The sequence below is a fragment of the Nocardioides kongjuensis genome, assembly GCF_013409625.1.
GTDB classification, from domain to species: domain Bacteria; phylum Actinomycetota; class Actinomycetes; order Propionibacteriales; family Nocardioidaceae; genus Nocardioides; species Nocardioides kongjuensis.
In genome coordinates this window covers 3,656,848-3,682,446 of record NZ_JACCBF010000001.1, presented here as the reverse complement: position 1 = coordinate 3,682,446, position 25,599 = coordinate 3,656,848, and the positions used below count along the sequence as shown (strand labels likewise).

General features: G+C 67.4%; 25 protein-coding genes and 3 pseudogenes. 22 read left to right on the top strand and 6 right to left on the bottom strand.

The window, feature by feature from the left end; all coding sequences use genetic code 11:
- Positions 1-11 precede the first annotated feature (11 nt).
- From BJ958_RS17700 to BJ958_RS17665, 9 genes and pseudogenes are all read left to right on the top strand, one after another.
- Entirely contained in the window at positions 12-938 is a 927-nt protein-coding gene (locus BJ958_RS17700) for a maleylpyruvate isomerase family mycothiol-dependent enzyme (RefSeq protein WP_179728223.1), read from the top strand.
- Positions 862-1,017 (top strand): annotated as a pseudogene (locus BJ958_RS29320) (transposase); the annotation flags it as partial. The gene BJ958_RS17700 and the pseudogene BJ958_RS29320, both read left to right, overlap by 77 nt.
- A 60-nt stretch (positions 1,018-1,077) precedes the next feature.
- Positions 1,078-1,481 (top strand): annotated as a pseudogene (locus BJ958_RS17695) (transposase); the annotation flags it as partial.
- Positions 1,482-1,752: 271 nt separating this feature from the next.
- A complete protein-coding gene (locus BJ958_RS17690; RefSeq protein ID WP_179728222.1) occupies positions 1,753-2,919 on the top strand; it encodes a sugar ABC transporter substrate-binding protein in 1,167 nt (388 codons plus the stop codon).
- Positions 2,916-4,463, top strand: coding sequence for a sugar ABC transporter ATP-binding protein (locus tag BJ958_RS17685; RefSeq protein WP_179728221.1), 1,548 nt, complete (start codon positions 2,916-2,918; stop codon positions 4,461-4,463). Before BJ958_RS17690 ends, BJ958_RS17685 begins: the two co-directional genes overlap by 4 nt.
- A 2-nt stretch (positions 4,464-4,465) precedes the next feature.
- Positions 4,466-5,485, top strand: a complete 1,020-nt coding sequence (locus tag BJ958_RS17680) for an ABC transporter permease (RefSeq protein WP_246319681.1) — start codon at positions 4,466-4,468, stop codon at positions 5,483-5,485.
- A 15-nt stretch (positions 5,486-5,500) separates the two neighbouring features.
- The gene (locus BJ958_RS17675; RefSeq protein ID WP_179728219.1) at positions 5,501-6,619 is read left to right on the top strand and encodes a class II histone deacetylase; all 1,119 of its coding nucleotides are present in this window, start codon (positions 5,501-5,503) and stop codon (positions 6,617-6,619) included.
- A gap of 37 nt (positions 6,620-6,656) precedes the next feature.
- Positions 6,657-7,448 carry an urease subunit beta gene (gene ureB / locus BJ958_RS17670; protein ID WP_179728218.1) on the top strand — a complete coding sequence of 264 codons (792 nt, stop codon included), beginning with the start codon at positions 6,657-6,659 and terminating at the stop codon, positions 7,446-7,448.
- A gap of 23 nt (positions 7,449-7,471) precedes the next feature.
- Entirely contained in the window at positions 7,472-9,094 is a 1,623-nt protein-coding gene (locus tag BJ958_RS17665) for an urease subunit alpha (protein ID WP_343052723.1), read from the top strand.
- A 51-nt stretch (positions 9,095-9,145) separates the two neighbouring features.
- On the opposite strand, the gene BJ958_RS17660 is transcribed toward BJ958_RS17665, so the two are convergent.
- Positions 9,146-10,681 carry a class I adenylate-forming enzyme family protein gene (locus tag BJ958_RS17660; protein ID WP_179728216.1) on the bottom strand — a complete coding sequence of 512 codons (1,536 nt, stop codon included), beginning with the start codon at positions 10,679-10,681 and terminating at the stop codon, positions 9,146-9,148.
- 262 nt (positions 10,682-10,943) lie between these two features.
- Here BJ958_RS17660 and BJ958_RS17655 point away from each other — a divergent pair, with 262 nt between their 5' ends.
- Together BJ958_RS17655 and BJ958_RS17650 are read left to right on the top strand one after the other, a co-directional pair.
- The gene (locus BJ958_RS17655) at positions 10,944-11,348 is read left to right on the top strand and encodes a PAS domain-containing protein (RefSeq protein ID WP_179728215.1); all 405 of its coding nucleotides are present in this window, start codon (positions 10,944-10,946) and stop codon (positions 11,346-11,348) included.
- Between the two features lie 126 nt (positions 11,349-11,474).
- A complete protein-coding gene (locus tag BJ958_RS17650) occupies positions 11,475-12,854 on the top strand; it encodes an NtaA/DmoA family FMN-dependent monooxygenase (protein ID WP_179728214.1) in 1,380 nt (459 codons plus the stop codon).
- A 25-nt stretch (positions 12,855-12,879) separates the two neighbouring features.
- Here BJ958_RS17650 and BJ958_RS17645 read toward each other — a convergent pair whose 3' ends face one another.
- Positions 12,880-13,560 carry a TetR family transcriptional regulator gene (locus BJ958_RS17645; protein WP_218865838.1) on the bottom strand — a complete coding sequence of 227 codons (681 nt, stop codon included), beginning with the start codon at positions 13,558-13,560 and terminating at the stop codon, positions 12,880-12,882.
- 137 nt (positions 13,561-13,697) lie between these two features.
- Here BJ958_RS17645 and BJ958_RS17640 point away from each other — a divergent pair, with 137 nt between their 5' ends.
- The 9 genes from BJ958_RS17640 to BJ958_RS17600 all read left to right on the top strand — a co-directional run bounded on the left by BJ958_RS17640 (position 13,698) and on the right by BJ958_RS17600 (position 21,596).
- On the top strand, positions 13,698-14,495 hold the full coding sequence (locus BJ958_RS17640; RefSeq protein WP_179728213.1) for an acyl-CoA thioesterase: 798 nt from the start codon (positions 13,698-13,700) through the stop codon (positions 14,493-14,495).
- A gap of 183 nt (positions 14,496-14,678) precedes the next feature.
- A complete protein-coding gene (locus tag BJ958_RS17635) occupies positions 14,679-16,022 on the top strand; it encodes an NAD-dependent succinate-semialdehyde dehydrogenase (RefSeq protein ID WP_179728212.1) in 1,344 nt (447 codons plus the stop codon).
- A gap of 50 nt (positions 16,023-16,072) precedes the next feature.
- Positions 16,073-17,218, top strand: a complete 1,146-nt coding sequence (locus tag BJ958_RS17630; protein ID WP_179728211.1) for an acyl-CoA dehydrogenase family protein — start codon at positions 16,073-16,075, stop codon at positions 17,216-17,218.
- Positions 17,219-17,357: 139 nt separating this feature from the next.
- Positions 17,358-18,899: an amidase gene (locus BJ958_RS17625; protein ID WP_179728210.1), complete on the top strand. Its 1,542-nt coding sequence runs from the start codon at positions 17,358-17,360 to the stop codon at positions 18,897-18,899.
- Positions 18,896-19,603, top strand: coding sequence for a nitrile hydratase subunit beta (nthB, locus tag BJ958_RS17620; RefSeq protein ID WP_179728209.1), 708 nt, complete (start codon positions 18,896-18,898; stop codon positions 19,601-19,603). Before BJ958_RS17625 ends, nthB begins: the two co-directional genes overlap by 4 nt.
- Positions 19,600-20,199 carry a nitrile hydratase subunit alpha gene (gene nthA / locus BJ958_RS17615; RefSeq protein WP_179728208.1) on the top strand — a complete coding sequence of 200 codons (600 nt, stop codon included), beginning with the start codon at positions 19,600-19,602 and terminating at the stop codon, positions 20,197-20,199. Before nthB ends, nthA begins: the two co-directional genes overlap by 4 nt.
- A 47-nt stretch (positions 20,200-20,246) precedes the next feature.
- On the top strand, positions 20,247-20,633 hold the full coding sequence (locus tag BJ958_RS17610) for a nitrile hydratase accessory protein (protein WP_218865836.1): 387 nt from the start codon (positions 20,247-20,249) through the stop codon (positions 20,631-20,633).
- A complete protein-coding gene (locus tag BJ958_RS29130; protein ID WP_218865835.1) occupies positions 20,630-20,833 on the top strand; it encodes a CbtB domain-containing protein in 204 nt (67 codons plus the stop codon). The genes BJ958_RS17610 and BJ958_RS29130 overlap by 4 nt, the downstream gene beginning before the upstream one ends.
- Positions 20,799-21,596, top strand: a complete 798-nt coding sequence (locus tag BJ958_RS17600; RefSeq protein ID WP_343052722.1) for a CbtA family protein — start codon at positions 20,799-20,801, stop codon at positions 21,594-21,596. Before BJ958_RS29130 ends, BJ958_RS17600 begins: the two co-directional genes overlap by 35 nt.
- 210 nt (positions 21,597-21,806) lie before the next feature.
- Here BJ958_RS17600 and BJ958_RS17595 read toward each other — a convergent pair whose 3' ends face one another.
- The gene (locus tag BJ958_RS17595; protein WP_179728205.1) at positions 21,807-22,760 is read right to left on the bottom strand and encodes a GlxA family transcriptional regulator; all 954 of its coding nucleotides are present in this window, start codon (positions 22,758-22,760) and stop codon (positions 21,807-21,809) included.
- Positions 22,761-22,867: 107 nt separating this feature from the next.
- On the opposite strand from BJ958_RS17595, the gene BJ958_RS17590 reads away from it, so the two are divergent.
- Positions 22,868-23,503, top strand: a complete 636-nt coding sequence (locus tag BJ958_RS17590; protein WP_139622343.1) for an isochorismatase family protein — start codon at positions 22,868-22,870, stop codon at positions 23,501-23,503.
- Between the two features lie 527 nt (positions 23,504-24,030).
- On the opposite strand, the gene BJ958_RS28685 is transcribed toward BJ958_RS17590, so the two are convergent.
- On the bottom strand, positions 24,031-24,177 hold the full coding sequence (locus tag BJ958_RS28685; protein ID WP_379145950.1) for a winged helix-turn-helix transcriptional regulator: 147 nt from the start codon (positions 24,175-24,177) through the stop codon (positions 24,031-24,033).
- A gap of 26 nt (positions 24,178-24,203) precedes the next feature.
- Positions 24,204-24,332 (bottom strand): annotated as a pseudogene (locus tag BJ958_RS28680) (winged helix-turn-helix transcriptional regulator); the annotation flags it as partial.
- Here BJ958_RS28680 and BJ958_RS17580 point away from each other — a divergent pair.
- Positions 24,331-24,504, top strand: coding sequence for a nuclear transport factor 2 family protein (locus BJ958_RS17580; RefSeq protein WP_179728204.1), 174 nt, complete (start codon positions 24,331-24,333; stop codon positions 24,502-24,504). The pseudogene BJ958_RS28680 and the gene BJ958_RS17580 sit on opposite strands and share 2 nt — an antisense overlap.
- Positions 24,505-24,850: 346 nt before the next feature.
- Here BJ958_RS17580 and BJ958_RS17575 read toward each other — a convergent pair whose 3' ends face one another.
- Positions 24,851-25,543, bottom strand: a complete 693-nt coding sequence (locus BJ958_RS17575) for a TetR/AcrR family transcriptional regulator (protein WP_343052721.1) — start codon at positions 25,541-25,543, stop codon at positions 24,851-24,853.
- Positions 25,544-25,599 lie beyond the last annotated feature (56 nt).

Below are 25,599 nucleotides of genomic sequence, written 5' to 3'. Positions count from 1 at the left end.
GAAAGGCGAACATGAGCTACATCGACGGCGTACGAATGATGTCGGCCACGCGCGCGACGGCGGTGCTCACCATGGCTCAGCGGTTCGCGCAGCTCGCCTCGAACGCCGCCGATCCGGATCGGGCGGTGGCCGCGACGCCTGGCTGGTCGATCCTCGACACGTTCGGCCACGTGGCGATGGAGCCATCGCGCTACCACGCCCTTGCGCTAGGTGGCGGCACGTGGCCGGCCTGCTCGTCGGAGCTGCCTGCCTACAACGCCGAGCAGGTTCGCACCCTCCCCACGCGCGACGCCCAGCAGCTGGCGGTGAGGCTGACGACCGACACCCGTCAGTTCGTGGAGCTCATCGATTCGTTCGACGGCGAACCCCGCCTCATGAACTTCGATGGGAACCAGCGCATCCGCGCCGACCGCTCACTGGGAACTCTCCTCGGAGAGTTCGTCGTCCACGGATACGACATCGCGGACACTGTCGGCGAGGACTGGCCGATCGATCCGGCGCACGTCCCGCTGATTCTGCAAGGAACGCACCAGGTCATGCCTGGATGGGTCAATCCGGTCGCTGCGGCGGGACTCAGTGCTGTGTACCGGCTCCAGCTCCGCGGTCTGGGCATCAGCCACATCTACCAGTTCCACGACGGAACTCTGACGGTCGACCCCGACAGCCCCGGCCCGGTCGACGTCCAGTTCGACGCAGACCCCGTGACGTGGCTCTTGCTCAGCTACGGTCGTCTCAGCGCCGATACGCGCGTCCTCGCCGACGGGGTTGCGGCCTGGCCCTCGTCCGTGGCTGGCAGACCAGTTCTCGCGACTCTTCTATTCCGCCTGAATCGACGGTCAGGTAACCATCGCTATCGCGAGTCTGGACACACTGCAGGAACTGATCGAGATCGAGGCGACCGAACGTATCGGCGCCGCACCCTACGAACGCACCCCTGAGCGCGTCACTGACCGCAACGGCCACCGCCCGCGGATGCTCACGACCAAGGCCGGCGACGTCGAGCTGCGCATCCCCAAGCTCCGCAAGGGCTCGTTCCTGCCCGTCATCCTCGAACCCCGCCGTCGTGGAAGCACGGCCGCCGCGGCGTTCCGTACCGCCTTCGCGCAACCTGACGCTGACGCGGTCGTCACGGCATGGGGACGAGGTTCGTGACCGCTCGCGAAGTCGTTCCCCAAGATCGGGCCACTGATGGACGAGGCCAAGGCGAAGGTCCTCGCTTCCGCCGCGTTCTCCCGCGCGCACTCGCAGAAGAGCTGGTCGACCAACCCGAGCGGGTCAACAACGAGTTCAAGCGCCGCGCCCGGGTGGTCGGGATCTTCCCCAACCCCGCCGCCGTGATCTGCCTCGTCGGCGCCGTCCTGGCCGACATGCACGACGAGTGGCAAGCCGGCGACCGCCGCTACCTGTCCGAGGCATCCATGGCGCTGCTCTACCCCGACAGCGATACCGGACCCATCGCCGCGATCAACAGCGGCGAGTAGGCACCGAGGATCACCTCAAAGCCCACCACCGCGGCGGGGCTCTGTCCTGATCGAGCACGCCTTCACTCGCAGGGCGTTGCGCATTCTGCGACACAGACGCGGGAAAGGCTGGACTTCCTCTGTACCCGGCCGGCTCGCGGCCCTCCCACACTGATCGCCACCGCGTGACTTACCTCACGGCTCGGCGGTACCCGCGATCGATTGGAGTGGCATGACACAGATCACCGGTACGCGTGGATGCGCCCCTCGGAAGCTTCGGCATCAGTTGTTGATGGCATCGCTGACCGCAGGTCTGCTGTTCCTTTCCGCGTGCGGAGGTTCTGGCGCCGATTCCGGCAGCGGTGGCGAAACCTCTGAGGACGTCCTCACAGAGGCCACAGCGGCAGTGCGAGCGAATCGAGAGGGCCAGGACGGCCCGCTGCCCACCACTGGGCCGGCGCCACAGGCCGGCCAGAACATCTGGGTGATCTGCTCGACCATGGCGGCCGAGGGCTGCTCGGTGCCTGCCGAGGGAGCCAAGGAGGCTGGTGAAGCCGTCGGTTGGGACGTCACGATCGTCGACGGCAAAGGCAGCCCTGAGGAGTATGCCAACGGGATCAACTCCGCCATTGCGGCCAGGGCGGACGGGATCATCCTCGCGAACGTCGACTGCGTCAATGCCAAGAGCGCGTTGGAGAATGCCAAGCAGGCGGGAGTCAAGACGTTCGCCTTCTACGCCTTCGACTGCGACGACCCGATGCTCGCCTCGGGTGGCGCCCCCCTGTTCGACGCCCAACTTCTCCTAGCGGGCGGCATCACGTATCAGGAGTTCAGCGAGGAGCGCTACTCCCGCAGCCAGGCCGACTACGCGATCGCCAGCACGGACGGTGGGGCGAAGATCATCGAGTTCACCGAGACGGACATCCTAATCGCTCAGCACCTGAACTTGGGCTTCGAGAAGCGCATCGCCAACTGCGGCGGGTGCGAGATCGTGAAGAAGGTGCCCTTCACCCTGACTGACCTCGTGACGGGGAAGCTCCAGGGCAAGACCGAGGCCGCACTGACGCAGAACCCGCAGGCCGATGTGGTCTACGTGCCCTACGACGCAGCGTTGACTGCAGGCATTGCCCAGGCCGTGGTGGCCTCAGGACGCAACGACGATGTGTTGGTCGTCGGTGGTGAGGGTTTGACTCCCAACGTCGGCTTCGTGCGGGACGACAAGGGCCAGGACTTCATTGCGGGTACGCCGGCGCGCTGGGTGGGTTGGGCTGCTATCGACGGCATGAACCGCCTGTTGCAGGGGGAGCCCCAGGTGGACTCTGGGATCGGCTACCAGACGATCGACGGCGAGGGGCCCTTCCCGAGCGAGACGACGTACTACGACGGGAACGTGGACGCGGACGGCACCCCCAAACAGGACTACGAGGCCAATTACCGGAAGATCTGGGGCATTTCATGACCGGTGTTCCTGCTGGCGTCGACGACATCGTGCTGCGGACCAAGGGGCTCAGCAAGACCTTCGCCGGTACCGCGGTCCTTCGCGACGCCCGCCTGGTGGTGCGTCGCGGGGAGGTGCACGCGCTGCTGGGGGGCAACGGCTCGGGCAAGTCCACACTCATCAAGCTGCTGGCCGGGGTCTACGACGCCGATCCGGGCGGGACGATCGAGGTCCAAGGCGTCTCCGCGGATGCCGATGAGTGGTCTCCCACGCTGGCTCGGTCCGCTGGACTGCTTTTCGTGCACCAGGACCCGGCTGTTTTCGGTGCGCTGACCGTGGCCGAGAACCTCGCGATCGGCCGCGGCTTCGCCCGAGCGACGGGTGGTCGCATCGACTGGGGCACGACCCGGCGACACGCGGCCGACGTGCTGAAGCGGTTCTCCCTGGACATCTCACCCGACTCACAGGTATCAACCCTGCGCCCAGCAGAGCGCACGATGCTGGCGATCGCACGGGCACTCCAGGACCAAGATGGTGCTCATGACGGGGTGCTCGTCCTGGACGAGCCGACCGCCTCGCTGCCGGACTGGGAGGTCGGCATCCTCCTGGGCGCTCTGCGCAAGTTCGCAGCGGCCGGCCAAACGATCGTCTACGTGAGTCATCGTCTCTCAGAGATCCTCGAGATCGCCGACCGCGTCACGGTGCTGCGAGACGGCGCCCAGGTGGTGACCCGCGAGGTGGCCGGCATGACCGAAGGGCAGTTGGTCGAGCTGATCGCAGGCCGCAGCCTCGACCGGGTGATTCCTGCTCGGGTGGGCGAGATCGATAAGGAGCGCGTCTTGTCGGTACGGGGACTTGTCGCCGGTCCGCTCCGGGGAGTGGACCTGGACCTGCATCGGGGCGAGATCCTGGGCATCGCAGGCCTGTTGGGGTCGGGCCGCAGTGCACTGTTGAGGGCACTGTTCGGCGACCTGCCCGCCACGGAGGGCGAGATTCGCCTGAACGGGGCTCCCTACATGCCCTCCCGTCCGGCCGCGGCGATCCGGGCGGGCTTCGGACTGGTGCCGGAGGACCGCGGTGACGAGGCGTTGTTCCCCTCTCAGTCGGTGCGGGAGAATCTGTCGGCTGCTGTCGTTCCCCGCTACTGGTCAGCGGGTCGACTACAGCATCGCAGGGAGCGCGCCGATGCGCGGGGTCTGATCGCAAGCTTTGGCGTGAAGCCCGCCAGCGACACTGCTCTGGCGGGAACCCTCTCCGGCGGCAACCAGCAGAAGGTCGTGCTCGCCAGGTGGCTGCGGCGCGATCCGCTCGTCCTGATGCTGGACGAGCCGACCCAGGGCGTCGATGTCCAGGCGCGCGCAGACATCTACGCCCATGTCCGACGCTCCGTCGAAGCGGGGACTGCCGTTCTGCTCGTCACCTCCGACTTCGAGGAACTCGCCCTCGCGGCCGACCGGGTCCTGGTCCTGCGGGAGGGACGAGTCTGCGCAGAGGTGACCGGCGCTGACATCGAGGCCCATCGTCTCACTGAGCTTTCATACCTGTCCGAGGAGAACGTGGCGTGACCATGGCAACCAACCGTGAAGCGACTGTTGGCTCCGCGGCGCCTGCGACTTTGCGCAGAGGTCCAGAACTGCTTGCCCAGCTCGAGAAGTACGCGCTCGCCGTCCTGTTCGCGGCGCTGTGCCTGTTCTTCACGGTCTATGGGCAGACGGCGGAGACGTTCCCGACCCTTGCGAATTTCAGGAACGTGCTCGGCAGTCAGTCGGTCATCGCCGTGGCAGCCCTTGCCTCCATTCTTCCCCTCACGTGTGGCAAGTTCGACCTGTCGGTGGGTGCCATGATCGGCCTGTCGTCCATCGTCACGGGTAGCGCGGCTGCAACGCACGAACTGCCCCTTGCCGTCGCTGTCTCCCTGGGAGTTCTCTCGGGAGCTGTAGTCGGACTGCTGAATGGCTGGTTGGTCGCCTATCGCGACGTGAACGCCCTCATCGCAACTCTTGGTACCTCGACCGTTGTTGCGGGACTGATCAGCCTGTACACGGAGAACCAGGTGCTCAGTACCGGGATTCCCGAAGCCCTGACCAACGTCGGATCCGGGCAGTGGCTGGGAGTTCCGCGCACCCTGTGGGCGCTTGTGTTCATCTCGGTGCTGGTCTACTACCTGCTCCGACACACGCCCTATGGGCGCTACCTCGCGTCGGTGGGTTCGAGCCCGACGTCAGCACGTCTGGTGGGACTCGACGTCTCCCGCATGGTCCTCTCCAGCTTCGTGCTCTCCGGTGTGCTGTGCGGCATAGCGGGCGTGTTGTTGCTGGCTCGTGCCGGAACGGCCAATCCGCTGGTCGGTCCGGGATTCACCCTTCCCGCCTTGTCCGCGGCGTTCCTGGGCGCTACCGCGATCAAGCCTGGAACCTTCAATGTTGTCGGCACGCTCCTCGGAGTCCTTTTCGTGGCCTTCAGCGTCAACGGCCTGGTGCTCGCCGGCGCGGCGGACTGGGTCGAGCCCACATTCAACGGCGTCGCACTCCTCGTGGCTGTCGCCGTGTCCACTGCAATCTCCCAACGACGCTCAGGCAAGGCGTAGGGGAAAGGAACACCGATGACACGACGCACCGGATTCGTCTGGCACGAGAAGTACGCATGGTTCGACCTGGGCCAAGACGCGGGCCTCGTCCACCCGGACGGCTTGAGCATCCAACCCGATCGACATGTCTATGACCATGAGGTCGTACGGCGTTTCCGCAGCCTGGTCGAGGTGAGCGGCTTGCTCGACCAGTTGACCCGGGTCGCGCCTCGCAAGGCGTCGGAGGCTGAGCTCGCCCTCGTCCACCCCGCCGCCTTCATCCAGTCGGTGAAGGACCTCTCCGACCTGCCCATGGGTGGTGAGATCGGGGTGTTCGCACCCGTTCCCCGCGGCGCGTACGAGATCGCCTCCCTCGCTGCGGGCGGAGCCATCGCTGCGGTCGACGCGGTCGTCAAGGGCGAGGTGGACAATGCCTATGCCCTCCTCCGGCCTGCGGGACACCACGCTGAGCCGGATCGTTCGATGGGCTTCTGCATCTTCTCCAACGCGGCGATCGCTGCGCGGCATGCTCTGGAACAGGGCGGGCTGGACCGAGTTGCTCTCGTCGACTGGGACGTGCATCACGGCAACGGGACCCAGGCCGCGCTGTACGACGAGCCTCGGGCGCTCACGATCTCGATTCACCAGGACCGCCTCTTCCCACCGGACGACGGCTTCGTTGACCAGGTCGGCGAGGGGCCGGCGGCGGGAACGAACCTGAACGTTCCGCTGCCTCCCGGCTGCTCGGCGGCGGCGTACAACGAAGTCTTCGACACCATCGTGCTTCCCGCGCTGGAGAGGTTCCGTCCCGACCTCATCATCGTCCCCTGTGGCTTCGATGCCGGTCACATGGACCCGATGGGGAGGATGCTCATGCATTCGAGCGGGTATCGCGAGCTCACGCAGAAGCTGCTGGTGGCCGCAGACCAGTTGTGTGACGGTCGCCTGGTGTTCTTGCATGAGGGCGGCTACTCCCGCTGGACCGTGCCCTACTACGGACTCGCGGTCCTCGAGGAACTGTCTGGCATCGCGACGGAGGTCGTCGACCCCTACCAGGGGTACGCGACGACCGAGGGGCTCGGTCTGCTGCCGCACCAAGGTGCCGCGATCGAGGTCGCGGCGAAGAACCTGAGCCGGGTACCCCAGCACGGTTGACCGAACGCGCCACGATGTCGCCCACGAAGAAGCCCCGATGCACCTGACTCCGACGGAGAACGACCACCTCCAGATCTTCCTCGTCGCCGAGCTCGCGCGCCGCAGGCTGCAGCGAGGCGTTCTCCTCAACGCCCCGGAGGCCACGGCGATCGTCGCCGACGCGGTGGTCGAAGCCGCGAGGGACGGCCTCAGGCACACGGAGGCGCTGGTCGCCGGCCAACACGCGCTATCCCGCGCCCAGCTGTTGCCCGGTGTGCCGGAGATCGTCGGCGCGGTGGCCGTGGAGGCGACCTTCGACGACGGGGCCCGCCTCGTTGTCGTGACGGAACCGTTCGGCCCCGCCAGCTCACCCCCACCGGACCCGACGCTGAGCGCAGCCGAGGCGGGCAGGTTGCCTCCCGGCACGGTGCTCCGAGGTGAGATGGCGGCCACCGCGTCCCGGGGCGCCGCGTTCGATCCGGCGAGTGTCGTCAGGCTCGTGGTGACCAACACGGGAGCCGTGCCGATCACCGTCACCTCCCATTTCCACTTCTTCGAGGTCAATCCGCTGCTGCGCTTCGATCGTGCGTCCGCCTACGGACGGCGGCTGGCCTTGGCGGGCGGCTCCAACATCCGCTTCGACCCAGGTGTGGCGAAGGATGTCGAGCTCGTACCCATCGGGGGTGATCGTGTGGTCGTGGGCTTCTCCGGCTATGTCGACGGTCAGCTCGACGACCCTGCCGTGCGTGACGCGGCCTTCCGTCGTGCCCGAGAGGCTGGTCTTCTCGGCACGTCTGGCGTTCCGTACGCGAGCTGCTGGCCCAGCAGCGACGGGGCAGCCCAGTCATGACGCGCTTCCATCAAGGCGATCGCGTGGTGCTGGGCGACAGCGGACTGGTCGTCGAGGTCGAGCACGACGCGGAGAAGCCCACCGAAGAGTTCACCGTGGGCTTCGCTCAGACCGCGAGGGACGGCCTCCATCTCAAGGCAGCGAGGGCAGGGGAGACGTGTGACATCGCCATCGTCAATGCGCTTGTCCTGGACCCCGAGCTCGGCGTCGTGCGCACTTCGATCGGCGTCCGGTCAGGGCGGATCTCGGCCATCGGTCGCGCCGGCAATCCCGACACACTCGACGGCGTCGATGTCGTGGTCGGAACCGGCACGACCATCATCGACGCCGACGGCATGCTGCTCACCGCCGGGGTGATCGACACCCATGTCCACCTCCTGACGCCGCGCGTCCTCGAGGAAGCACTGTCCAGCGGCGTGACGACCGTCATCTGTCAGGAGTTCGGACGCGTGTGGGGAGTCGGCGTCAACTCGCCGTGGGCTCTGCGCGCGGCACAGTCGGCATTCGACGACTGGCCGGTCAATGTCGGCATCCTCGGCCGTGGGTCGTCCTCCACTCCGCACGCGCTGGTCGAAGCAGTCGTCGATGGCGGCGTGTGCGGCTTCAAGGTCCACGAGGACCTGGGGGCTCATCCCCGCGCCCTGGACACTGCTCTCAACGTCGCCGACGAGTACGACGTCCAGGTCGCGCTGCACACCGACGGGCTCAACGAGTCAGGTTCGGTCGCCGACACGTTGGCCGTGATCGGTGGACGGACCGTGCACGCCTTCCACGTCGAAGGCTGCGGTGGAGGACACGTCCCGGACGTGCTGCGGCTCGCTGGCGTCCCCAACGTGATCGCGTCCTCGACCAACCCGACACTCCCCTTCGGTCGGGATGCGATCGCCGAGCACGTGCCCATGATCTTGGCGGTGCACGGTCATTCGGGCGACATGGCCGATGCGACGCGACGAGCACGCGACCGGATCCGCGCCTCCACCATGGCGGCCGAGGACGTCCTCCACGACCTCGGTGTCATTCCCATCACTTCCTCCGACGCACTCGGCATGGGCAGGGCCGGGGAGACGGTTCGTCGTACTTTCGCCCTCGCGGGCAAGATGAAGGCTGAGCGAGGGGCCGATCACGAGCGGCACGACAACGCCCGTGTGCTGCGCTACCTGGCCAAGCTCACCACGAACCCTGCGATCGCACACGGCCTGAGCCATGACATCGGCCGCGTCGCACCCGGTCTCCGAGCCGACCTCGTCCTGTGGTCACCCGCCCGTTTCGGGACGACTCCCGAGATGGTTCTGAAGTCCGGGTTCCCGGCCTGGGGCACGACGGGCGATCCCAACGCCTCCGTCCCGCTCGCCGAGCCCATCGTCCTCGGGCCCCACCTGGGCGGCCATGGAGCCGCCGCGATGGAGCTCTCCGTCCTCTACGTGAGCCAGGCCAGCCTCGACTCCGGCAAGGACACGGCACCGACCCGGCGACTCCGCGTCGCCGTGCGGGACACCCGCACCGTCGACCTGTCCGCGATGGTTCACCACGGACGCACGGGCGTGGTCGAGGTCGATCCCGACACCACCTCGGTCACCCTCGACGGGCACGCCCTCACGAGTCGACCGGTCGACAAGGTCGCGCTCTCGCGGCTGTACTACCTGTGACGACCCGACGCGCTGCGACGGGGGATGACGACCGTTTGCAACCTGGTCGATTCAGGCGGTCGCTTTCGTGCTGTCGCTGCGGCGGGTCCTGATGCCGTGCTGTGCGACGTCGTCGACGTCGATCGCGCGCTTGAGGATCTTGCCCGTCGAGCCCTTCGGGAGGGCATCGCGGAGGTGGTAGACGCGCGGGACCTTGTACGAGGCGAGTCGCTCACCCAGCCAGGTGCGCACCTGGGCCACGTCGAGGTCGTGACCCGGTTGGAGGACCAGGACGGCGGCAACCTCCTCGCCCAGGCGTTCGTCGGGGATGCCGATCACCGCGCATTCCACGACTGCCGGGTGGCGGTAGAGGACGTCCTCGACCTCAGCGGGGTAGACGTTGTACCCCCCGCGGATGATCAGCTCCTTGAGCCGGCCGACGATCCACAGGTCCCCGTCTTCGTCCATCCGGCCGAGATCGCCGGTGAGGAACCAGGGGCCGCTCTGTACGGCGGCGGTGGCATCCGGCCGGTTCCAGTACTCCCGCATGACGTTGGGTCCCTGGACGGCGACTTCGCCGATCTCACCGGCGGGCACCGGCTGATGATCTGCCCCGAGGATGGCAAGCTGGCAGCCAGGGACGGCGCGACCGACGCTGCCCTCCTTGGGTTCCTCGGCGAGGGGTTGGCCGGTGGCGGCTCCAGTCGTCTCGCTCAGCCCGTAGCCGTCGAGTACGCGCGCGCCGAACCGGGTCTCAAACTCGATCCTGACCGCGTGGGGAAGCGGTGCGCCGCCTGTGAGGAAGTAGCGAAGGTCGGGAAGGTCGTCGGCCGTGATGGGGGTGTCGGCATGAAGCATCTCGTTCCACATGGTCGGTACGCCGGCCATCATGGTCAGTCGGTGGGAGACAGCCATGTCGAGCATCTGCACGGCATCGAATGGCCGAAGCAGCGACAGCGCGGCACCGGCGTGCTGCACCGAGGCCATCACCGAGGCCTGGCCGAAGACGTGGAAGAGTGGAAGCGCCGTGCCCACCCGGTCCTCCGGCTCGAGCCCCTGGATCTGTGACAACGACCGGCCGCAGGCCAGGAGGTTGCCGTGCGTCAGGACCGCGCCCTTGGGGCTCCCGGTGGTTCCAGACGTGTAGAGCAGGACGGCGGCATCGACCGGATCCGCCTCCACGTAGGTCATCGCGTTGTCGACCGGTGTCCTAGCCGCCACGAGCGAGTCGGGCTCGACGATCCAGGCCGGCCTGTCGGACGACGCGAGAAGGGCGTCTCGAGTGTCAGGGCAACCGACGGCCAGCACGCACTCGGCGTCGGAGTGGAAGTAGTCGATCTCGCGGGGCGTGCACAGAGTGTTGACCGTGACGGCGACGGCACCGAGCGCCAGCACGCCGTGGTAGACGAAGACGAACTCCGCGCTCGTCGGAAGCATGATGAGGACGCGGTCGCCACGGGTCACGCCGCGCCCGGCCAGCTCACGCGCGGCGTTGCGGGCGTGGGCCCGCAGTTCGCCGTAGCTCCACGAGCGCCGGTCGACCCGCAGGGCGACGTGGTCGGGATTCGCATCTGCATGACGCCAGATGTTCTGCACCGCATTGACCATGTGAGCTCTCCTCCGTCGCGCGACAGCCACGTCCCTGAGATGTCTGCGGAACCTGTGGCAGACGTGATCTTGGAGGCTCCGTGTACACCCCGCTATAGGGAGTGCGCAGCCTTTTGGCGGCGGACCTTGCATTATCGCCAAGGGCTCATGTGCGGCCGCGAGGTGTCTCGGGTGATGGGTCCGAAGTTCGTACTCGTCAGCAGGTTCGGTCACATGCTCGACTGCTGTCAGCACCCGTCGACCCCAGCCAGGAGCCTCACCCATGAACACACTCGACTTCGAGCGCCTCTTCAACGCGATCCCCGCCAACTACCTAGTGCTCGACCTCGACTGGCAAATCGTGGCCGTCACGGACACCTGTCTGGACGGGCGGGCTCGTGACGAGGTCGTCGGGCGGAGCCAGTTCGAGGTGTTCCCGGACAACCCCGACGATCCCGAGGCCTCGGGCACCGCGACGATGCTCGCGGCTCTCCAGCGGGTGTTGGACGAGAAGGCCGGCCACGCGATGCCGGTGACGCGGTACGACATCGCGGACGCCGACGGCGTCTTCCAGGCCCGGTACTGGAGGCCGGTCAACCAGCCCGTGTTCGACGAGAGCGGCGCGATCACCCACATCATCCACGGTGTCGAGGACGTCACCGCCACGGTTGGGGCCCAAGGCGGCTGAGGCCGCCCCTGCCGCAGCATCCGCGCCGCACCTGCTGCGGACACTTCCGCTTCGGGCTTGGGCATGAGAAAGTGAGAGTATACTTCGATCGAAGTGTAGTTCATCTCGACAAGTTCAGGAGCACGAGTGAGCAAGCGCATCGCCCTCAACGCCTTCAACATGACGGCCGCAGGGCACCAGAGCTCGGGCCTGTGGCGGCACCCGCAGAGCCAGGCCCATCGCTATAAGGACCTGGACCATTGGCTGGACCTGGCGCGCACTCTCGAGCGTGGACGGTTCGACGCCATCTTCCTCGCCGACGTCCTGGGCCCCTACGACATCTACGAGGGCTCGGTCGACCCAGCGCTGCGCAACGGGATGCAGATCCCCGCGAACGACCCCTTCCAGTACGTCTCGGCGATGGCGTCGGTGACCGAGCGGCTGGGCTTCGCTCTCACGGCGTCGGCCACGTTCGAGCACCCTTACCCGCTGGCGCGGCGCTTCAGCACCCTGGACCACCTGACCAAGGGCAGGGTGGGCTGGAACGTCGTCACGTCGTACCTCCCCAGCGCATCGCGGAACTTCGGCACGAAGCCCCTGCCGCACGACGAGCGCTATGAGATGGCCGAGGAGTTCATGTCGGTCATGTACAAGCTGTGGGAGAGGTCGTGGGACGACGACGCCGTAGAGCTCGACCGCGAGCGCGGCATCTACGTCAACCCGGAGAAGGTCCACCCCATTCGCCACAAGGGCCGCTACTTCGAGGTCGACGGCTTCAACATGGCCGAGTCCTCGCCGCAGAAGACCCCGGTGATCTTTCAGGCGGGCGCCTCGTCCCGCGGCCGCTCCTTCGCTGCGGAGCATGGCGAAGGCCTCTTCGTGAACGTCCTCAACTCCCGACTGAGCCGGGTGATCACCAAGGACATCCGCGACCAGGTCGAGGCCGCCGGCCGCAAGCGGGACGACGTCAAGATCTACACCATTCTCACGGCGGTGGTCGCCGACTCCGATGCGGAGGCTGAGCGCCGGTACAAGCAGTACCAGCAGTACGCGTCGCCCGAGGGAGCGATGGCGCTGTTCGGCGGCTTCTCCGGGGTCGACCTCGCGCGCTTCGACCGGGACAGCCCGCTGGCCGCCGGTGACACCAATGCCATCCAGACGGTCCTGGATTTGTTCACCAAGCTGGACCCGACGCGGGAGTGGACGCCGGCCGACATCGGTGACCACATGAGCATCGGAGGGGTCGAGCCGGTCCTCGTCGGCAGCGCCGAGACCGTCGCGGACGAGATCGAGCGCTGGATCGACGAGGGCGATCTCGACGGGATCAACCTGTCGTACGCCGTCGCGCCGTACGACATCGAAGCGTTCGTCGACACGGTCGTTCCCGAACTGCAGAAGCGCGGACGGGTCTGGAAGGACTACGAGGGCGAGACCCTGCGGGAGTACGTCGCAGGACCGGGGAACAAGCGGCTATCGGCAACCCACCCCGGGGCGAGAGCGGTCCGGGCCGACGACAGTCTGAGTTGAGCCCGAAGCGGTCGGGGTGCGGTCCTCAGATCGAGGCCAGCTGCTCGAGCCACTTCGCCTTAGGGAGGATCTGGAGCGGGCGCAGCAGAACCTCGAGGCGATGCGTCAGGCGATCCGGCAGCTTCGCCGACGGCAGGCCCCGTGCATGGGAGCGGAGCACCTCGTGGACGTAGAGCGCGTGACAGTTCTGGACGACGACCGCCGCGTCGATGCTCGCGAACGCGCGTGCCGTCTGGGCCTGCACCACGATCGCCTCGAGCAGTTCGAACCACCGGTTCGCGTAGGCGAGCCCGCTCTGTGCCACGTCCGTGTGGGCGCCGAACGATTCCTTCACGTAGGTGAAGGCCAGGTCGGGATATCTCACATAGAGCTCGGCGAACATGCGGTAGCTGGCCAGGATGCGATCGACATAGGCCTCGGCATCGCGCGACACGGTCGCGTGGTTGTCGGCCTCCTGCTCGGCGCACGCGTCGACGACCCGCTCGAACTCCTCGCCGTAGACCATCAGGAACAAGTCGAGCTTCGATGGGAAATAGCGGAAGAGAGTGGCCTCCCCGACGTCAGCGCGCGCAGCAATCTCCTTGGTCGTGACAGCGTCGAACCCGCGATCCCACATCAGGTCGCGGGCCGCGGCGAGCATCCGGCCCATGGCTTCCTGCTTCTTGCGCTCCCGCAGGCCCAACTGCGGGGGACTGTCCGATGCCACGCGCACCTCTCCTTCGGTCTGCGGCGCAGTCTAGGGCGTGTCGCCCGGGTCGGCGCCGTGAACACGCGGAGGTGCCATGTCGCGGGGGCTGCCAGGAGGAACATCCGGCACGACGCCGCGGTGCGAGGCGAGAGGTGATGTGGATGTCGTTGCAAGGAGCCGCACCGGCGGTGCCGGATGGTCCTGAACGGTCGGACGCGGTGCGGCGGGCGGTGCAGCTCCGGTGGGCCGACGTCGACGCGCTGGGGCATGTCAACAACGTCGCGTACGCCGCCTACTTCGAGGACGCGCATCGCGCCTTCCTCGAGGATGGCCTGGCGGTGACGCGGCAGGCCGTCACCTATCTCAGGCCCCTCATGTTCGGCACCGGCGCGACCATCGCGACCCGCGCCTGGGTCGACCCGAGCCCTCAGGAACCGGTCGTCCTGGCCGAGCTGTGCGAGGAAGGGACCGGGAGCCCGCGTGTGCATGCCAGGTCGAGAGCCGTCCTGGGTTCCCCGCCATCACGGAGCCAGGGGGAGCGGCCCTCGGTGGCCCCGATCGTGGTCGAACGCGGTCATCACCTGCGGGTCGCCGTCCGTGTGGCGGACCTGTCGCCGCGGGGGGACGTGGCGGATACCGCGGTCTTCGAGTTCCTTCAGGAGGCGCGGATCGCGCTGATGGCGGAGATGGACCTCGAGCCGACCTCCACCGTGGTCGCCCAGAAGGACGTCCATTTCCACCGCCCCGCTCCCGAGCACTGGGAGTCCGTGGAGATGTGGAGCTGGGTGTCCCGGATCGGCAACCGCTCGATGGCCATCGACTCGGTGGTGGCAAGCGGCGCCACGATCGTGGCCAGGGGAAGCTCCACCCTGGTGTTCTTCGACGCCCGCGCGCAGCGGTCGGTGACGCCGCCCGAGAGCGTGACGCGGGCGCTGCGCTCCTGGCAGCTCTGATCACCTGGTCCTCTCGAAGGACAAATCTCCCCGATCCCCTTGCCGGCACTTCACAGTGACCGCTACAGTGATAGCGCACTATCATTTGAGGGCGTGCGACCAGATCGAGTCGCCCTCGACGCCCGCGCCGAGCGCGACCCGCTGACGGCAGCGACTCGTCGGCCCTCATGAACGGAGAGATGGATGTCTGAGCAACGCTATGCCGTGGTCGACCCCGCAACGGGCGAGGAGGTCCGCGCCTATCCGACGGCCACCGACGACGACGTGATGGCAGCCGTGGCGAACGCGTCCGAGGCCTACGAGACCTGGGCGCGCGACGCCGCCGTCAGCGACCGGGCGAAGTGCACGCGGCGCGCCGCCGAGCTCCACACGGAGCGGCGGGACGAGCTCGCGGCCATCATCAGCCGCGAGATGGGAAAGCCGCTCGACCAGGCGCTCATGGAGGTCGACTTCAGCGCCAGCATCTTCGCCTACTACGCGGCGAACGCAGAGGCCTTCCTCGCCGACGAGGAGATCCCGGTCCAGTGGGGCGGCGGCTCCGCCCTCATCCAGCGGCAGCCGCTCGGAGTGCTGCTCGGCATCATGCCGTGGAACTTTCCCGTCTATCAGGTCGCCCGCTTCGCCGCGCCGAACCTGGTGGCCGGCAACACGATCGTCCTCAAGCACGCCCCACAGTGCCCGGAGTCCGCCGCCGCGCTGGCCCAGCTCTTCGCCGACGCCGGCTTCCCGGCCGGCGCGTACAACAACATCTACGCGACGAACGCCCAGATCGAGGCCGTGATCGCCGACCGCCGCGTCCAGGGTGTGTCGCTGACCGGATCCGAGCGGGCCGGCGCGGCAGTCGCCGAGATCGCCGGCCGGCACCTGAAGAAGGTCGTCCTCGAGCTCGGTGGTTCCGACCCGTTCATCGTGCTCAGCACCGATGACATGGACGCAACCGTGGACGCGGCCGTGATGGCACGTGTGGCCAACGGCGGCCAGGCGTGCAACGCAGGCAAGCGCATGATCGTCCACGAGGACCTGTACGACGATTTTGTGACGAAGTTCAGTGCACGGCTGACGGCGATGCCCGCGGCGCCGTTGTCGTCCGGTGCTGCGGCGGAGCGGTTGGAGGAGCAGGTGTCGCAGGCCGTCGCTGACGGCGCGACCCTCGCCGGCGCCGAGGAGCAGGGAGGTGCCTGGTTCGCCCCCGGTGTGCTCACGGGCGTCGAGAGCAGCGCCGTCGCTCGCGAAGAGCTGTTCGGGCCGGTCGCAATGGTGTTCAAGGTTCGAGACGAGGCGGAGGCGATCCGGGTCGCGAACGACACCGACTACGGACTCGGCTCCTACATCTTCACCACGGACGCCGAGCAGGCGCGTCGGGTCGCGACCCGGCTGGACGCCGGCATGGTCTTCGTCAACGGGGTCAACGCGATGGGACCCGAGATGCCCTTCGGTGGTGTCAAGCGATCGGGCTTCGGCCGTGAGCTTGGCCGGCTCGGCATCGAGGAGTTCCTGAACCGGAAGATGATCCGGATCGTCCGCTGAGTGTGCGGAAACGCCGACTCACCACATCACGAAAGGCAAGGCAGCAGCACGTGAGACGCGAGATCTACGACAGTGACCACGAGGCGTTCCGGAAGTCCGTCCGGGAATTCATGGAGCGCTCGGTCATTCCGAATCTTGACTCCTACGTGGAGAACAAGGCCTTCCCGCGCGAGCTATGGCTTGCAGCGGGCGAGCAGGGGTTGCTGGGCCTCGGCATCCCGGAGGAGTACGGCGGCAGCGGCGCCGAGGACTTCCGGTTCGCGGCGGTGCTGGGGGAGGAGACCTCGAAGGTCGTCGCGGCCCTCAACAGCTGCTGGGGCATCCACTCGGACACGGTGGTGCCCTACTTCGTCGAGCTGGGCACCGAGGAGCAGAAGAAGCGCTGGCTGCCAGGTATCGCGTCGGGCGAGATCCTGTGTGCGATCGGGATGACGGAGCCGAGCGGGGGATCGGACCTGGCCGCGTTGAAGACCACCGCGGTCCGTGACGGGGACGAGTGGGTGATCAACGGCTCCAAGACGTTCATCACCAACGGCTACTCCGCCGACCTGGTCCTGGTCGCGGCCAAGACCAGCCCCGACAAGAAGGCGCGCGGGATCTCGCTCTTCGCGGTCGAGACCACCAAGGAGGGCTTCTCCCGCGGCCGCAAGCTCGATAAGGTCGGCCAGGAGGAGTCGGACACGGCAGAGCTGTTCTTCGACAACGTGCGGGTCACGGATGCGGAGCTCATCGGCGAGCTCGACCACGGCTTCATCCACATGATGCAGTGGCTCCCGCAGGAGCGACTCGGGTCCGCCATCAGCAATGTCGCTCATGCCAAGCAGATCCTTGAGGAGACGCTGGTCTACACCAAGGAGCGCGAGGCGTTCGGGCAACCTGTCGGAACCTTCCAGCACAACAAGTTCCTGCTCGCCGAGCTCTTCACCCAGATCGAGGTCGCGGAGGCATACGTCGACAAGTGCGTCATGGCCCACGTGCGGGGAGAGCTCACCGCCATCGATGCCGCGAAGGCCAAGTGGTGGGCAGCCCAGGCGCAGTCGGAGGTGCTCGACCGCTGCGTACAGCTGCACGGCGGCTACGGGTTCATGAACGAGTATCGCGTGGGTCGCGCTTGGCGGGACGCTCGGATCACGAAGATCTGGGCCGGCTCGAACGAGATCATGAAGGAGCTGATCGGGCGCGACCTCGGTCTGTGACCGCCTCCGCCGCGGTCGGACGACGGGCTTGCGTATTCCGAGAAGCCTTGTCCTCCGGCTCTGGGGTGTCTCTGTTCCCCTGACCGCGCCTCCGGCGTGAGGATCGCCACATACGCCCGGGAGGAGAAGAGGATTGAACATGCCGATGGAGCGGCCCACCGCGTCGGCCCTCGCCCAGATCGCCGCAGCCTACGGTTTCGACGTCTCGCCGGATGACCTGCAGCACTACCGTGTCGCGGCCGACGAATCGATGGCCGCATGGGACCTCGTCGAGCTGCTCTACGCCGAGCATGTGCCAGCAGCGCCGGACCGGACCTGGACCCATCCATCGGACGACGACAACCCGTTGGGGGCGTGGTATGTCCAGACTGAGATCCAGGAGTGCAATGACGGTCCGCTGGCTGGCCGGCGCATCGTCATCAAGGACAACACCAGCGTCGCGGGCGTACCCATGATGAACGGCTCGCGGATGCTCGAGGGTTTCACCCCTCGAGAGGACGCGACGGTGGTCTCCCGACTGCTGAGGGCCGGCGCCGTGATCGTGGGGAAGTCCGTGTGCGAAGACCTCTGCATGTCCGCGGGATCGCACACCAGCAAGACCGGTCCGGTGCGCAATCCCTGGGATCCGAGCCGCTCGACGGGGGGCTCGTCGAGCGGCAGTGGCGTGCTCGTCGCGACGGGCGAGGCCGACATGGCAGTGTCGGGCGACCAGGGAGGCTCCATCCGCATCCCGGCCGCATGCCTCGGCGTGGTCGGGCACAAGCCCACCTGGGGACTCGTGCCCTATACCGGCGCGGTGCCGGTCGAGCTCACGCTGGACCACCTCGGGCCCACGGCCCGGACGGTCACGGATGCTGCCCAGATGCTCACCGTGATCGCCGGAACCGATGGCCTCGACCCACGCCAGCCGTCCTTCCTGGAGCCGACCGACTATGCCGGACGGCTCGACGAAGGAGTGGCCGGCCTGCGGGTCGGAGTGGTCACTGAGGGTTTCGGACATGCCAACTCCGAGCCTGAGGTCGACGAGACGGTTCGTGCTGCTGTCGGATTCCTCCGATCAGCGGGAACGGTCGCGGAAGAGGTGTCCATCCCCTGGCACCTTCACGCCGCTGCGCTGTTCAGCGTCATTGCCTTCGAAGGCGCCCTCGCGCAGCTCGTCGACGGCAACACCTTCGGCTCTGGGTGGAAGGGCCGGTACGACCCCGAGCTGATGTCTTACTACGGCTCGCGGCGGCAGAGGGACCCCGCCGCGTTCTCCGAGTCGCTCCACCTGACGATGCTTGCCGGCCGCCACGCCCGCAACACTGCCCACGGCAGGCACTACGCGATGGCGCGTAACCTCGAGCCCACGCTTTCCGCCGCCTACGACGACGCCCTGCGTCACTATGACGTGCTGGTGATGCCGACGTCGCCGATTCGAGCGACGCCACTTCCGGGACCTGGCGCAGAGATTCCCGAGATCCTCGCTCGCGGTACCGAGATGCTCGCCAACACCGCCGCCTTCAACGTGACTGGCCACCCCGCGTGCTCAGTGCCCGCTGGCATGGCCGGGGGTCTGCCGGTAGGGATGATGATCATCGGCCGGAAATTCGACGACGCCGCTGTGCTCCGCGTCGCCCATGCTTTCGAAGCCGAGGTGGGCGGATTCCAGCGATGGGAACGAACGAAGGACCACGCATGAACGGAGTATTCGACCTTGGCGGGACCGATGGCCTCGGGCCGACCGAGGCATCCCCTTCAGAACCGCCGTTCTTCCATGACTGGGAGCGGGTCGTCTTCACCATGCAGCTGTCCTGCATGATCGGCGGCTGGTTTGGCCTGGATTCCTTCCGGCACGGCATCGAGCTGATGGACCCCGTGACCTATCTCAACTCGTCGTACTACGAGCACTGGCTCCATTCGTTTGAGCATCACGGCATCGCCAAGGGTCACATCGACCCCGACGAGCTGGACCGTCGGACGCAGTACTTCCTGGACCACCCGGACGCGGCGCTCCCGGTCCATGAGCCGAAGCCGCAGCTGATCGAGATCGTCGATGCGCTCTCGACGCACGGTGCCCCGGCGTCGCGACCGACCGAGGCGCCGATCGGCTTTGCGGTGGGCGACGTCGTCCGGGTCCGTGGCATCGCACCCCTGGGCCACACGCGCCTGGCCCGCTACGTCCGCGGCAAGGTCGGGACGGTCGTTGCGTACCGCGGCTCGTTCGTGTTCCCAGACTCGGCCGGCAACGACCGTGGTGAGGATCCGCACCACCTCTACACGATCCGGCTCGAGGGCACCGAGCTATGGGGCGAGGAATACGCCGATCCCCGGACCTCCTCGACGTTCGACGTCTGGGAACCCTACATCGAGCTGGTGCGAGAGAGCGAAGGAGCGGGAACATGAGCGAAGCCGACCGCACGTCGGAGGCGATCGCGGCGCGGGTGAAGGCCCTGGAGTCGATGCTGATCGAGCAGGGCCTGCTGACCACCGAGATGATCGACCGCTACGTCGACATCTACGAGAACGAGGTCGGCCCGCAACTCGGCGCGAAGGCGGTGGCGAAGGCCTGGGCCGATCCGGAGTTCAAGGAGCGGCTCCTTGAGGACGGGACTGCGGCCTGCGCCGAGCTGGGCATCGGTGGGGGGCAGGGCGAGCACATGGTGGTGCTCGAGGACACCGATGAGGTGCACCACGCCATCGTCTGCACGCTGTGCTCCTGCTACCCGTGGCCCGTCCTTGGCCTGCCGCCCAACTGGTATAAGGAGCCGCAGTATCGCTCGCGCATGGTCCGAGCGCCGCGACAGGTGCTGGCCGAGGACTTCGGATACGAGATCCCAGAAACCAGGGAGATCCGCGTCTGGGACTCCAGCTCCGAGATCCGCTACTGGGTGCTGCCCCAGCGTCCGCCGGGTACCGAGGGGTGGTCGGAGGAACAGCTCGCCGGGTTGGTCACCCGCGACTCGATGATCGGCGTCGCTCCCATCGAGGCAGTGTCATGACGACGTCAGCCGTGGGGTCGGAGTCGACGGCCGGAGAGCGGCGCAGCGTGGACGAGCTGATCGGCGATCTCCCCGGCCGGTCCAACGATCTTGCGTTCGACGAGCCGTGGGAGCTGCGTGCCTTCGCGCTCGTGGTCGCCGCGCATGAGGCGGGTGGGTATGCCTGGGCCGAGTTCCAGCAGGAGCTCATCGCGTCCATTCGGGAGTGGGAGGAATCCGCCGACGACACCGATGCGTCGTGGTCGTACTACCAGCACTGGGTCCGGGCGCTCGAGTCAGTGCTGGCCGGGCGAGGGGCCGTCGACCGGAACGCTGTGGATCGACGGACGTGCGATGTCCTCGCCACCCCCAAGAACCGCAACCATCACGAACCGCATTACGAGCCGATCGCCGTCGACCCCGCGAGGACGACGTCGATCCCGGAGGCACCGTGAACATCGAATCCACCCCCCTCGCCCATCGTCCCACCCCGTCGGCCGTGCCGCTCTGGGCCTCGGCACTCGCGGCCGTGGCGCTGCTTGCCGTGTTCTTGATCCTCCAGGGGAACGACTCTCTCCTCTCTGCCGAGATGGACTCGTGGCTGCACGAGGTCACGCACGATGGACGGCATGCACTCGGCGTGCCGTGCGACTGACACCGTGGCTGCGACGTCCTGGGGGCTGCGCCTCAGGTGTGGTGCGGTCGCGGGAGCAGCGGGCGGCCTAGCGTCTGTCGTGGTGCTCTGGCTGATGGTCGAACCGGTCATCGGCCGAGCCATCCTGCTCGAGGAGGAGATGCACGGCCGGCACGAGGCCGGGGGTGCTCACGACCACGGCGCCACGGTGACGCGCCTGCAGCAGCAGATCGGGGGCACGATCACCGTTCTCGTCGTTGGCGTGCTCCTCGGACTTGCATTCGCCGTGATCTACGCGCGTGTGCAGCACCGCTTCTCTGAGGAGACGGATCGGGGAAGGGCGCTGAGCCTCGCGGCGCTGGCGTTCACCGTCGTCGCTGCCGTGCCGAGCGTGATGGTGCCGGCTAATCCGCCCGGGATCGGCAGCTCGGACACCGTGGGCCGGCGGACGCTGATATATCTGTTGATCATCTTGGTCGGCGTGCTCTTCGTCGGAGTCGTATTCGCGCTCCATCGGGCAGCGGTCGACAGGGGCATCGCGCCGGAGGGGCGCTGGCTCCTGACTGCAGCGGCGGTCGCGATCGGCGCCTTGGTCGTCTTTTCGGTGCCGCACGTCGAGGAGCGAGTGCCTTCGGCAATTCCTGCTGATCTCGTCTGGGACTTCCGTGTCGGATCGCTGGTGCAGACGGCCGCCCTGTGGACGACGATGGGGATCGTTCATGGCGTGTTGCTGCATCGCGAACGAGAGCGTGAGTCGGTGAGCTTGATGGCTCGGGCTCGATGACCTGGAGGCGACGCCGTGCGCCCGTCGTCAAATCGGAGGATGAGTCATCCTCGGCTCCGCGCGGCGCCTCTGATGGAGACGTCGTAGACCGGCCATGCCAGGTCTCGTTGGACGAGATCGTCGCGCGACTCCTGCTCTGGTCGGGCTGCTGATCGGAGACTTCGACGTACCGCCTCGCGGAGGACTGGCGCGGCTCGCAACCGGTGACGCCTATGGTCCAGCTGGCGCGAATCGCCGTCGATAGGAAGTCGGCGTCGTCGCGAACGCCGTAGTGAAGTTCTGCCGGAAGGTCACGACGCTGCTGAAGCCGCACTCTTCTGCGATGCGGGAGATCGGCCAGGTCGTCGTCTCGAGGAGGCGGCGAGCTTCGTCGAGACGACGAGTGAGGACCCATCGTGCTGGTGTTGTGCCGGTGACCTCCGCGAATCGGCGCGTGAAGTTGCGCCGGCTCATCCGGGCGTGGGCTGCCAGGTCGTCGACCGAGAGTCGCTCATCGAGGTGGGCGAGGGCCCAGTCGATTGTGGTTCCGAGGTCGCCCACGCCCCCCGCCGCCGGTATGGGGCGGTCGACGTACTGAGCCTGGTCGCCTTCGCGGTGGGGCGCGACGACGAGATGGCGAGCGACGGTGGCTGCCGCGGTCGATCCGAGCTGCGAGCGCACGATCGACAAACACGCGTCGATTGCCGACGCCGTGCCGGCGGATGTGAGGACGTCGCCGTGGTCCCGATAGAGCGCTGCCGGCGTGACGGTCACATCCGGGCGTCGCTTGGCGAGCTCTTCGACCGCGCCCCAGTGGGTGACGACATCCCTTCCGTCGAGGACCCCGCTGTCCACGACGGGGAAGGCTCCGAGGCACAGCCCTGCGATGTGGCTGCCCCGCGCCTGCGCGGCGCGGATCCTGTCGGCCAGGACCGCGTCGGTTGGCGGGAGGTCGCTCGGCCACGACGGCATCACCACGAGGTCGGCGTCCTCGACGACGTCGGGTCCTGCGACGGCTTCGACGCGGAGCCCCTCGGCGGTCCGGATGCCGTGCCCGTCCTCGGTCCACACGACGGGAGTCCATCCTTCGGCCAGACCGAGGCGGCTGACCTCGCCGAAAACCAGCAGCGGAGCGGCAAGGTGGAACATGGTTATGCCGTCGAAGGCGTGCACGACGATGCGCATTGTGGCCCGATCTCATCGAAGGTCGTCTTTCGTGCCACTCACGGTACCGCCTCGCAGCGACCAGAGTGGAGGGGAAGGCCCCACCCACCTAAAGCAGGAGAGTCTCTGTGTCCACGCCCCGCCGCGCGCTGATCGTCGTCGACGTCCAGCAGGAGTACTTCGACGGCATCCTCCAGATCCAGTCCCCGTCACGCGAGCAGTCTCTTGCCAACATCCTGGCCGCGCTCGATACCGCGGAGCGCCAGGACATGCCCGTGGTCGTCGTCCAGCACGAGCTGCCCGAGGGCGCGCCGGTCTTCGCCGTCGGAAGCCACAGCTGGTCGTTGCGCCCCGAGATCGAGCGGCGCCTGAAGCCCTCCTGGAAGCGGGTGACCAAGGACAAGGGCAGCGTCTTCGCTGGCACCGACGTCGCCGCATGGCTGCTCGAGCAGGAGGTCGACACCATCACCATCGTCGGCTTTATGACCAACAACTGCGACATCGCCACAGCGGTGGGCGCCGAGGAGCTCGGCCTGGCTGCGGAGATCCTCTCTGATGCGAGCGGTGCGATCCACCTGGCCAACGAGGCGGGCAAGGTCTCCGCCGACGAGCTGCACCAGGCCCTGCTCGTGCTGCTGCACTCCAACTTCGCAGCGGTCGCCAGCACCAAAGCCTGGGCGGAGGCCGTCGCCGCTGGAGCCGCGCTGCCCAAGAGTGACCTCGGCACTTCCGCCATGCAGGGCCGCGCCTCCTTCGCCGGCTGAAGAGCGGACCCTGCGGGTCCACGAGTGCCGCCAAGCAACATGGTGGTCGTCGTGGGCGGACGCCTGTGGCGTCGCCCACGACAGAGGCAGTGGCAACCGAGCTCGTGCTCGCCTCAGAAGGTAGAGCGCTCCTTCCTGACGTCGCACTGGCCTGGCCGGCCCACCCGGAGTCGGAGAGGCGGGTCGCCGGGAGCGGAAATCGCTCCCGGCGGGCGGCGCCGACACGCGACCGGGGCGAGCCGGCAGTCGGCAGATAGTCGTCACGGGACCACGAATTTTCACCATCAACCATCATCGGCCGGCATGCAGTGTTCGCGCAGGTCCGGCCGTGTTTTCCAATCACCGTCGGCGGCAGTCGTCAAGCCCCAGAAGGCCCTCGAATTGTCCCCCGACAAGGCCGTCTCGCTTCTCGCTGGAGGATGACTTAGCTCGAGCCGGGCCTGATTGTCTCCGCCTATGGCTATCTCGTGAGGACACTGAATCGCTGGATCGAGGGCGTGCTCACCGCGGCGCACAGATTGCAGTCTTCAGCGGCTGTCGTATTCGTCGCGGGCGCGTAGGACTGTCTCGATGTGCTCTTCGGCCCATTGCCCGAGCGCGGCGAGGGGCTTGCGCAGGGTCTGGCCGAGGGCGGTGAGTTCGTACTCCACGCGGGGTGGCATCTCGTTGTACATAGTGCGGGTGAGGTCCCGTCGCGCTCGAGGCCGCGCAGGGTCTCGGTGAGGACCTTGCCGCTGATGCCGTCGACTCTCTCGCGGAGCGCGCCGAACCGAAGCGGCCCGTCGTCCAGCCAGAGGAGCTTGCAGCTCGCGGTGAGGGGCCCGGCCATGGTCAACGGCGAGCTGGTTGCTGTGCCTGTGCGCTTCACCGGCCGCCGCGATGGGGCGTCGATGGACATGACCGGAGTGGACCTGCTTACTGTCCGTGACGGCAAGATCGTCGAGGTGCACCTGTTCTCCGAGAACGGCGTAGCCGAGGACCAGTTCTGGGGACGTCCCTGACCTTCGGTGGTCAGGTGAAACGCATATGATGGTCGTCGGCGCCGGACGCTCCAGCAGAGCCATGCGGATCAGAAGGACCCGCGTAGTCCCACGTTCCGGAAGTCTGGTGACCTCGCCCAAAGGTGTTCTCACTGCTTCGTTCCGCGGCATTGGTACTAACGAGGGCGCGACGACGACCAGCCGCCTGCGGTCCGCAGATAGTCCGCAGAAGGTCCCGGAACGACCACTTCTGGCCATCGACGATCAACGAACGGGCGGGCGTGTTTGCGCAGGTCAGACAGAGTTTCCAGTCATGTCCAGTGTCAGTCACCAAGGCCCAAGAACCCCTCGAATCGTCCCCCTGGTACTACTGAGTCGAATCGTCTGCGGCGGATGCCTTCGGCGGGAAGTCGTCGAGCGGCCCGCTGACCTCGGGGAGCTCGTGGGCGACGAGCTCGCGGGCGTCGTCGGCGCTCAGCCCCAGCATCAGCAGCAGTGACTCGGTCACGGTGTCCGTGAGGGCGGCGTCGTCGACCTCGGGGTGCTCGTGGAGGTGCTGGGCGAGGGCCAGCGCCGCGCCGCCGGCGATCAGCAGTGCGGCAGCCGGATCGCTTGTCGAGAAGCGGCCGGCCTCGACAGCGGCGCGGATGTCGCGCAGCGCGCGCGGAGCGAGGCCGTGGTCGGACGTGACCAGCGCGGCTCCCTGCGACAGGATCACCTTGCTCAGCTCCGGGACGTGGCGGTGCAGGCGCCCGATGATGCGAAAGCTCCGTGCGAACGACTCGGCAGGGTCCTCGAGGTCGGTCGTGAGCTGGTCGAGGTACGCGCCCTGCAGCTCGAGAGCGTCGTCGACGGCGGCCTCGAACAGCTGTTCCCGGCTCTCGAAGTGGTTGTAGAACGAGCCCATTCCGACGTCCGCGAGCTGGGTGATCTCGAGGATCGCGGCGTTGGTGCGCTTCTCGGCGATGAGCCGCTGGGCTGCCCTGATCAGGGCGGACCTGGTCTGCGCCCGGCGCCGGGCACCTCGGGTGCTCGCCGCCCTGGCCATCGCGTCCGACACCCACTGCCTCCTCGCTGGCCGCGTTCCGTGCCGCCCATCCTAGGGGAATCAGCACT

What these genes read in the sequence shown, in the direction of transcription:
- BJ958_RS17700 (WP_179728223.1), top strand. Translation starts at nt 12, where the DNA reads ATGAGCTACATCGACGGCGTACGAATGATGTCGGCCACGCGCGCGACG.
- BJ958_RS17690 (WP_179728222.1), top strand. Translation starts at nt 1,753, where the DNA reads ATGGCATCGCTGACCGCAGGTCTGCTGTTCCTTTCCGCGTGCGGAGGT.
- BJ958_RS17685 (WP_179728221.1), top strand. Translation starts at nt 2,916, where the DNA reads ATGACCGGTGTTCCTGCTGGCGTCGACGACATCGTGCTGCGGACCAAG.
- BJ958_RS17680 (WP_246319681.1), top strand. Translation starts at nt 4,466, where the DNA reads ATGGCAACCAACCGTGAAGCGACTGTTGGCTCCGCGGCGCCTGCGACT.
- BJ958_RS17675 (WP_179728219.1), top strand. Translation starts at nt 5,501, where the DNA reads ATGACACGACGCACCGGATTCGTCTGGCACGAGAAGTACGCATGGTTC.
- ureB (WP_179728218.1), top strand. Translation starts at nt 6,657, where the DNA reads ATGCACCTGACTCCGACGGAGAACGACCACCTCCAGATCTTCCTCGTC.
- BJ958_RS17660 (WP_179728216.1), bottom strand. Translation starts at nt 10,681, where the DNA reads ATGGTCAATGCGGTGCAGAACATCTGGCGTCATGCAGATGCGAATCCC.
- BJ958_RS17655 (WP_179728215.1), top strand. Translation starts at nt 10,944, where the DNA reads ATGAACACACTCGACTTCGAGCGCCTCTTCAACGCGATCCCCGCCAAC.
- BJ958_RS17640 (WP_179728213.1), top strand. Translation starts at nt 13,698, where the DNA reads ATGTGGATGTCGTTGCAAGGAGCCGCACCGGCGGTGCCGGATGGTCCT.
- BJ958_RS17635 (WP_179728212.1), top strand. Translation starts at nt 14,679, where the DNA reads ATGTCTGAGCAACGCTATGCCGTGGTCGACCCCGCAACGGGCGAGGAG.
- BJ958_RS17625 (WP_179728210.1), top strand. Translation starts at nt 17,358, where the DNA reads ATGCCGATGGAGCGGCCCACCGCGTCGGCCCTCGCCCAGATCGCCGCA.
- nthB (WP_179728209.1), top strand. Translation starts at nt 18,896, where the DNA reads ATGAACGGAGTATTCGACCTTGGCGGGACCGATGGCCTCGGGCCGACC.
- nthA (WP_179728208.1), top strand. Translation starts at nt 19,600, where the DNA reads ATGAGCGAAGCCGACCGCACGTCGGAGGCGATCGCGGCGCGGGTGAAG.
- BJ958_RS17600 (WP_343052722.1), top strand. Translation starts at nt 20,799, where the DNA reads ATGGACGGCATGCACTCGGCGTGCCGTGCGACTGACACCGTGGCTGCG.
- BJ958_RS17595 (WP_179728205.1), bottom strand. Translation starts at nt 22,760, where the DNA reads ATGCGCATCGTCGTGCACGCCTTCGACGGCATAACCATGTTCCACCTT.
- BJ958_RS28685 (WP_379145950.1), bottom strand. Translation starts at nt 24,177, where the DNA reads ATGTACAACGAGATGCCACCCCGCGTGGAGTACGAACTCACCGCCCTC.
- BJ958_RS17580 (WP_179728204.1), top strand. Translation starts at nt 24,331, where the DNA reads ATGGTCAACGGCGAGCTGGTTGCTGTGCCTGTGCGCTTCACCGGCCGC.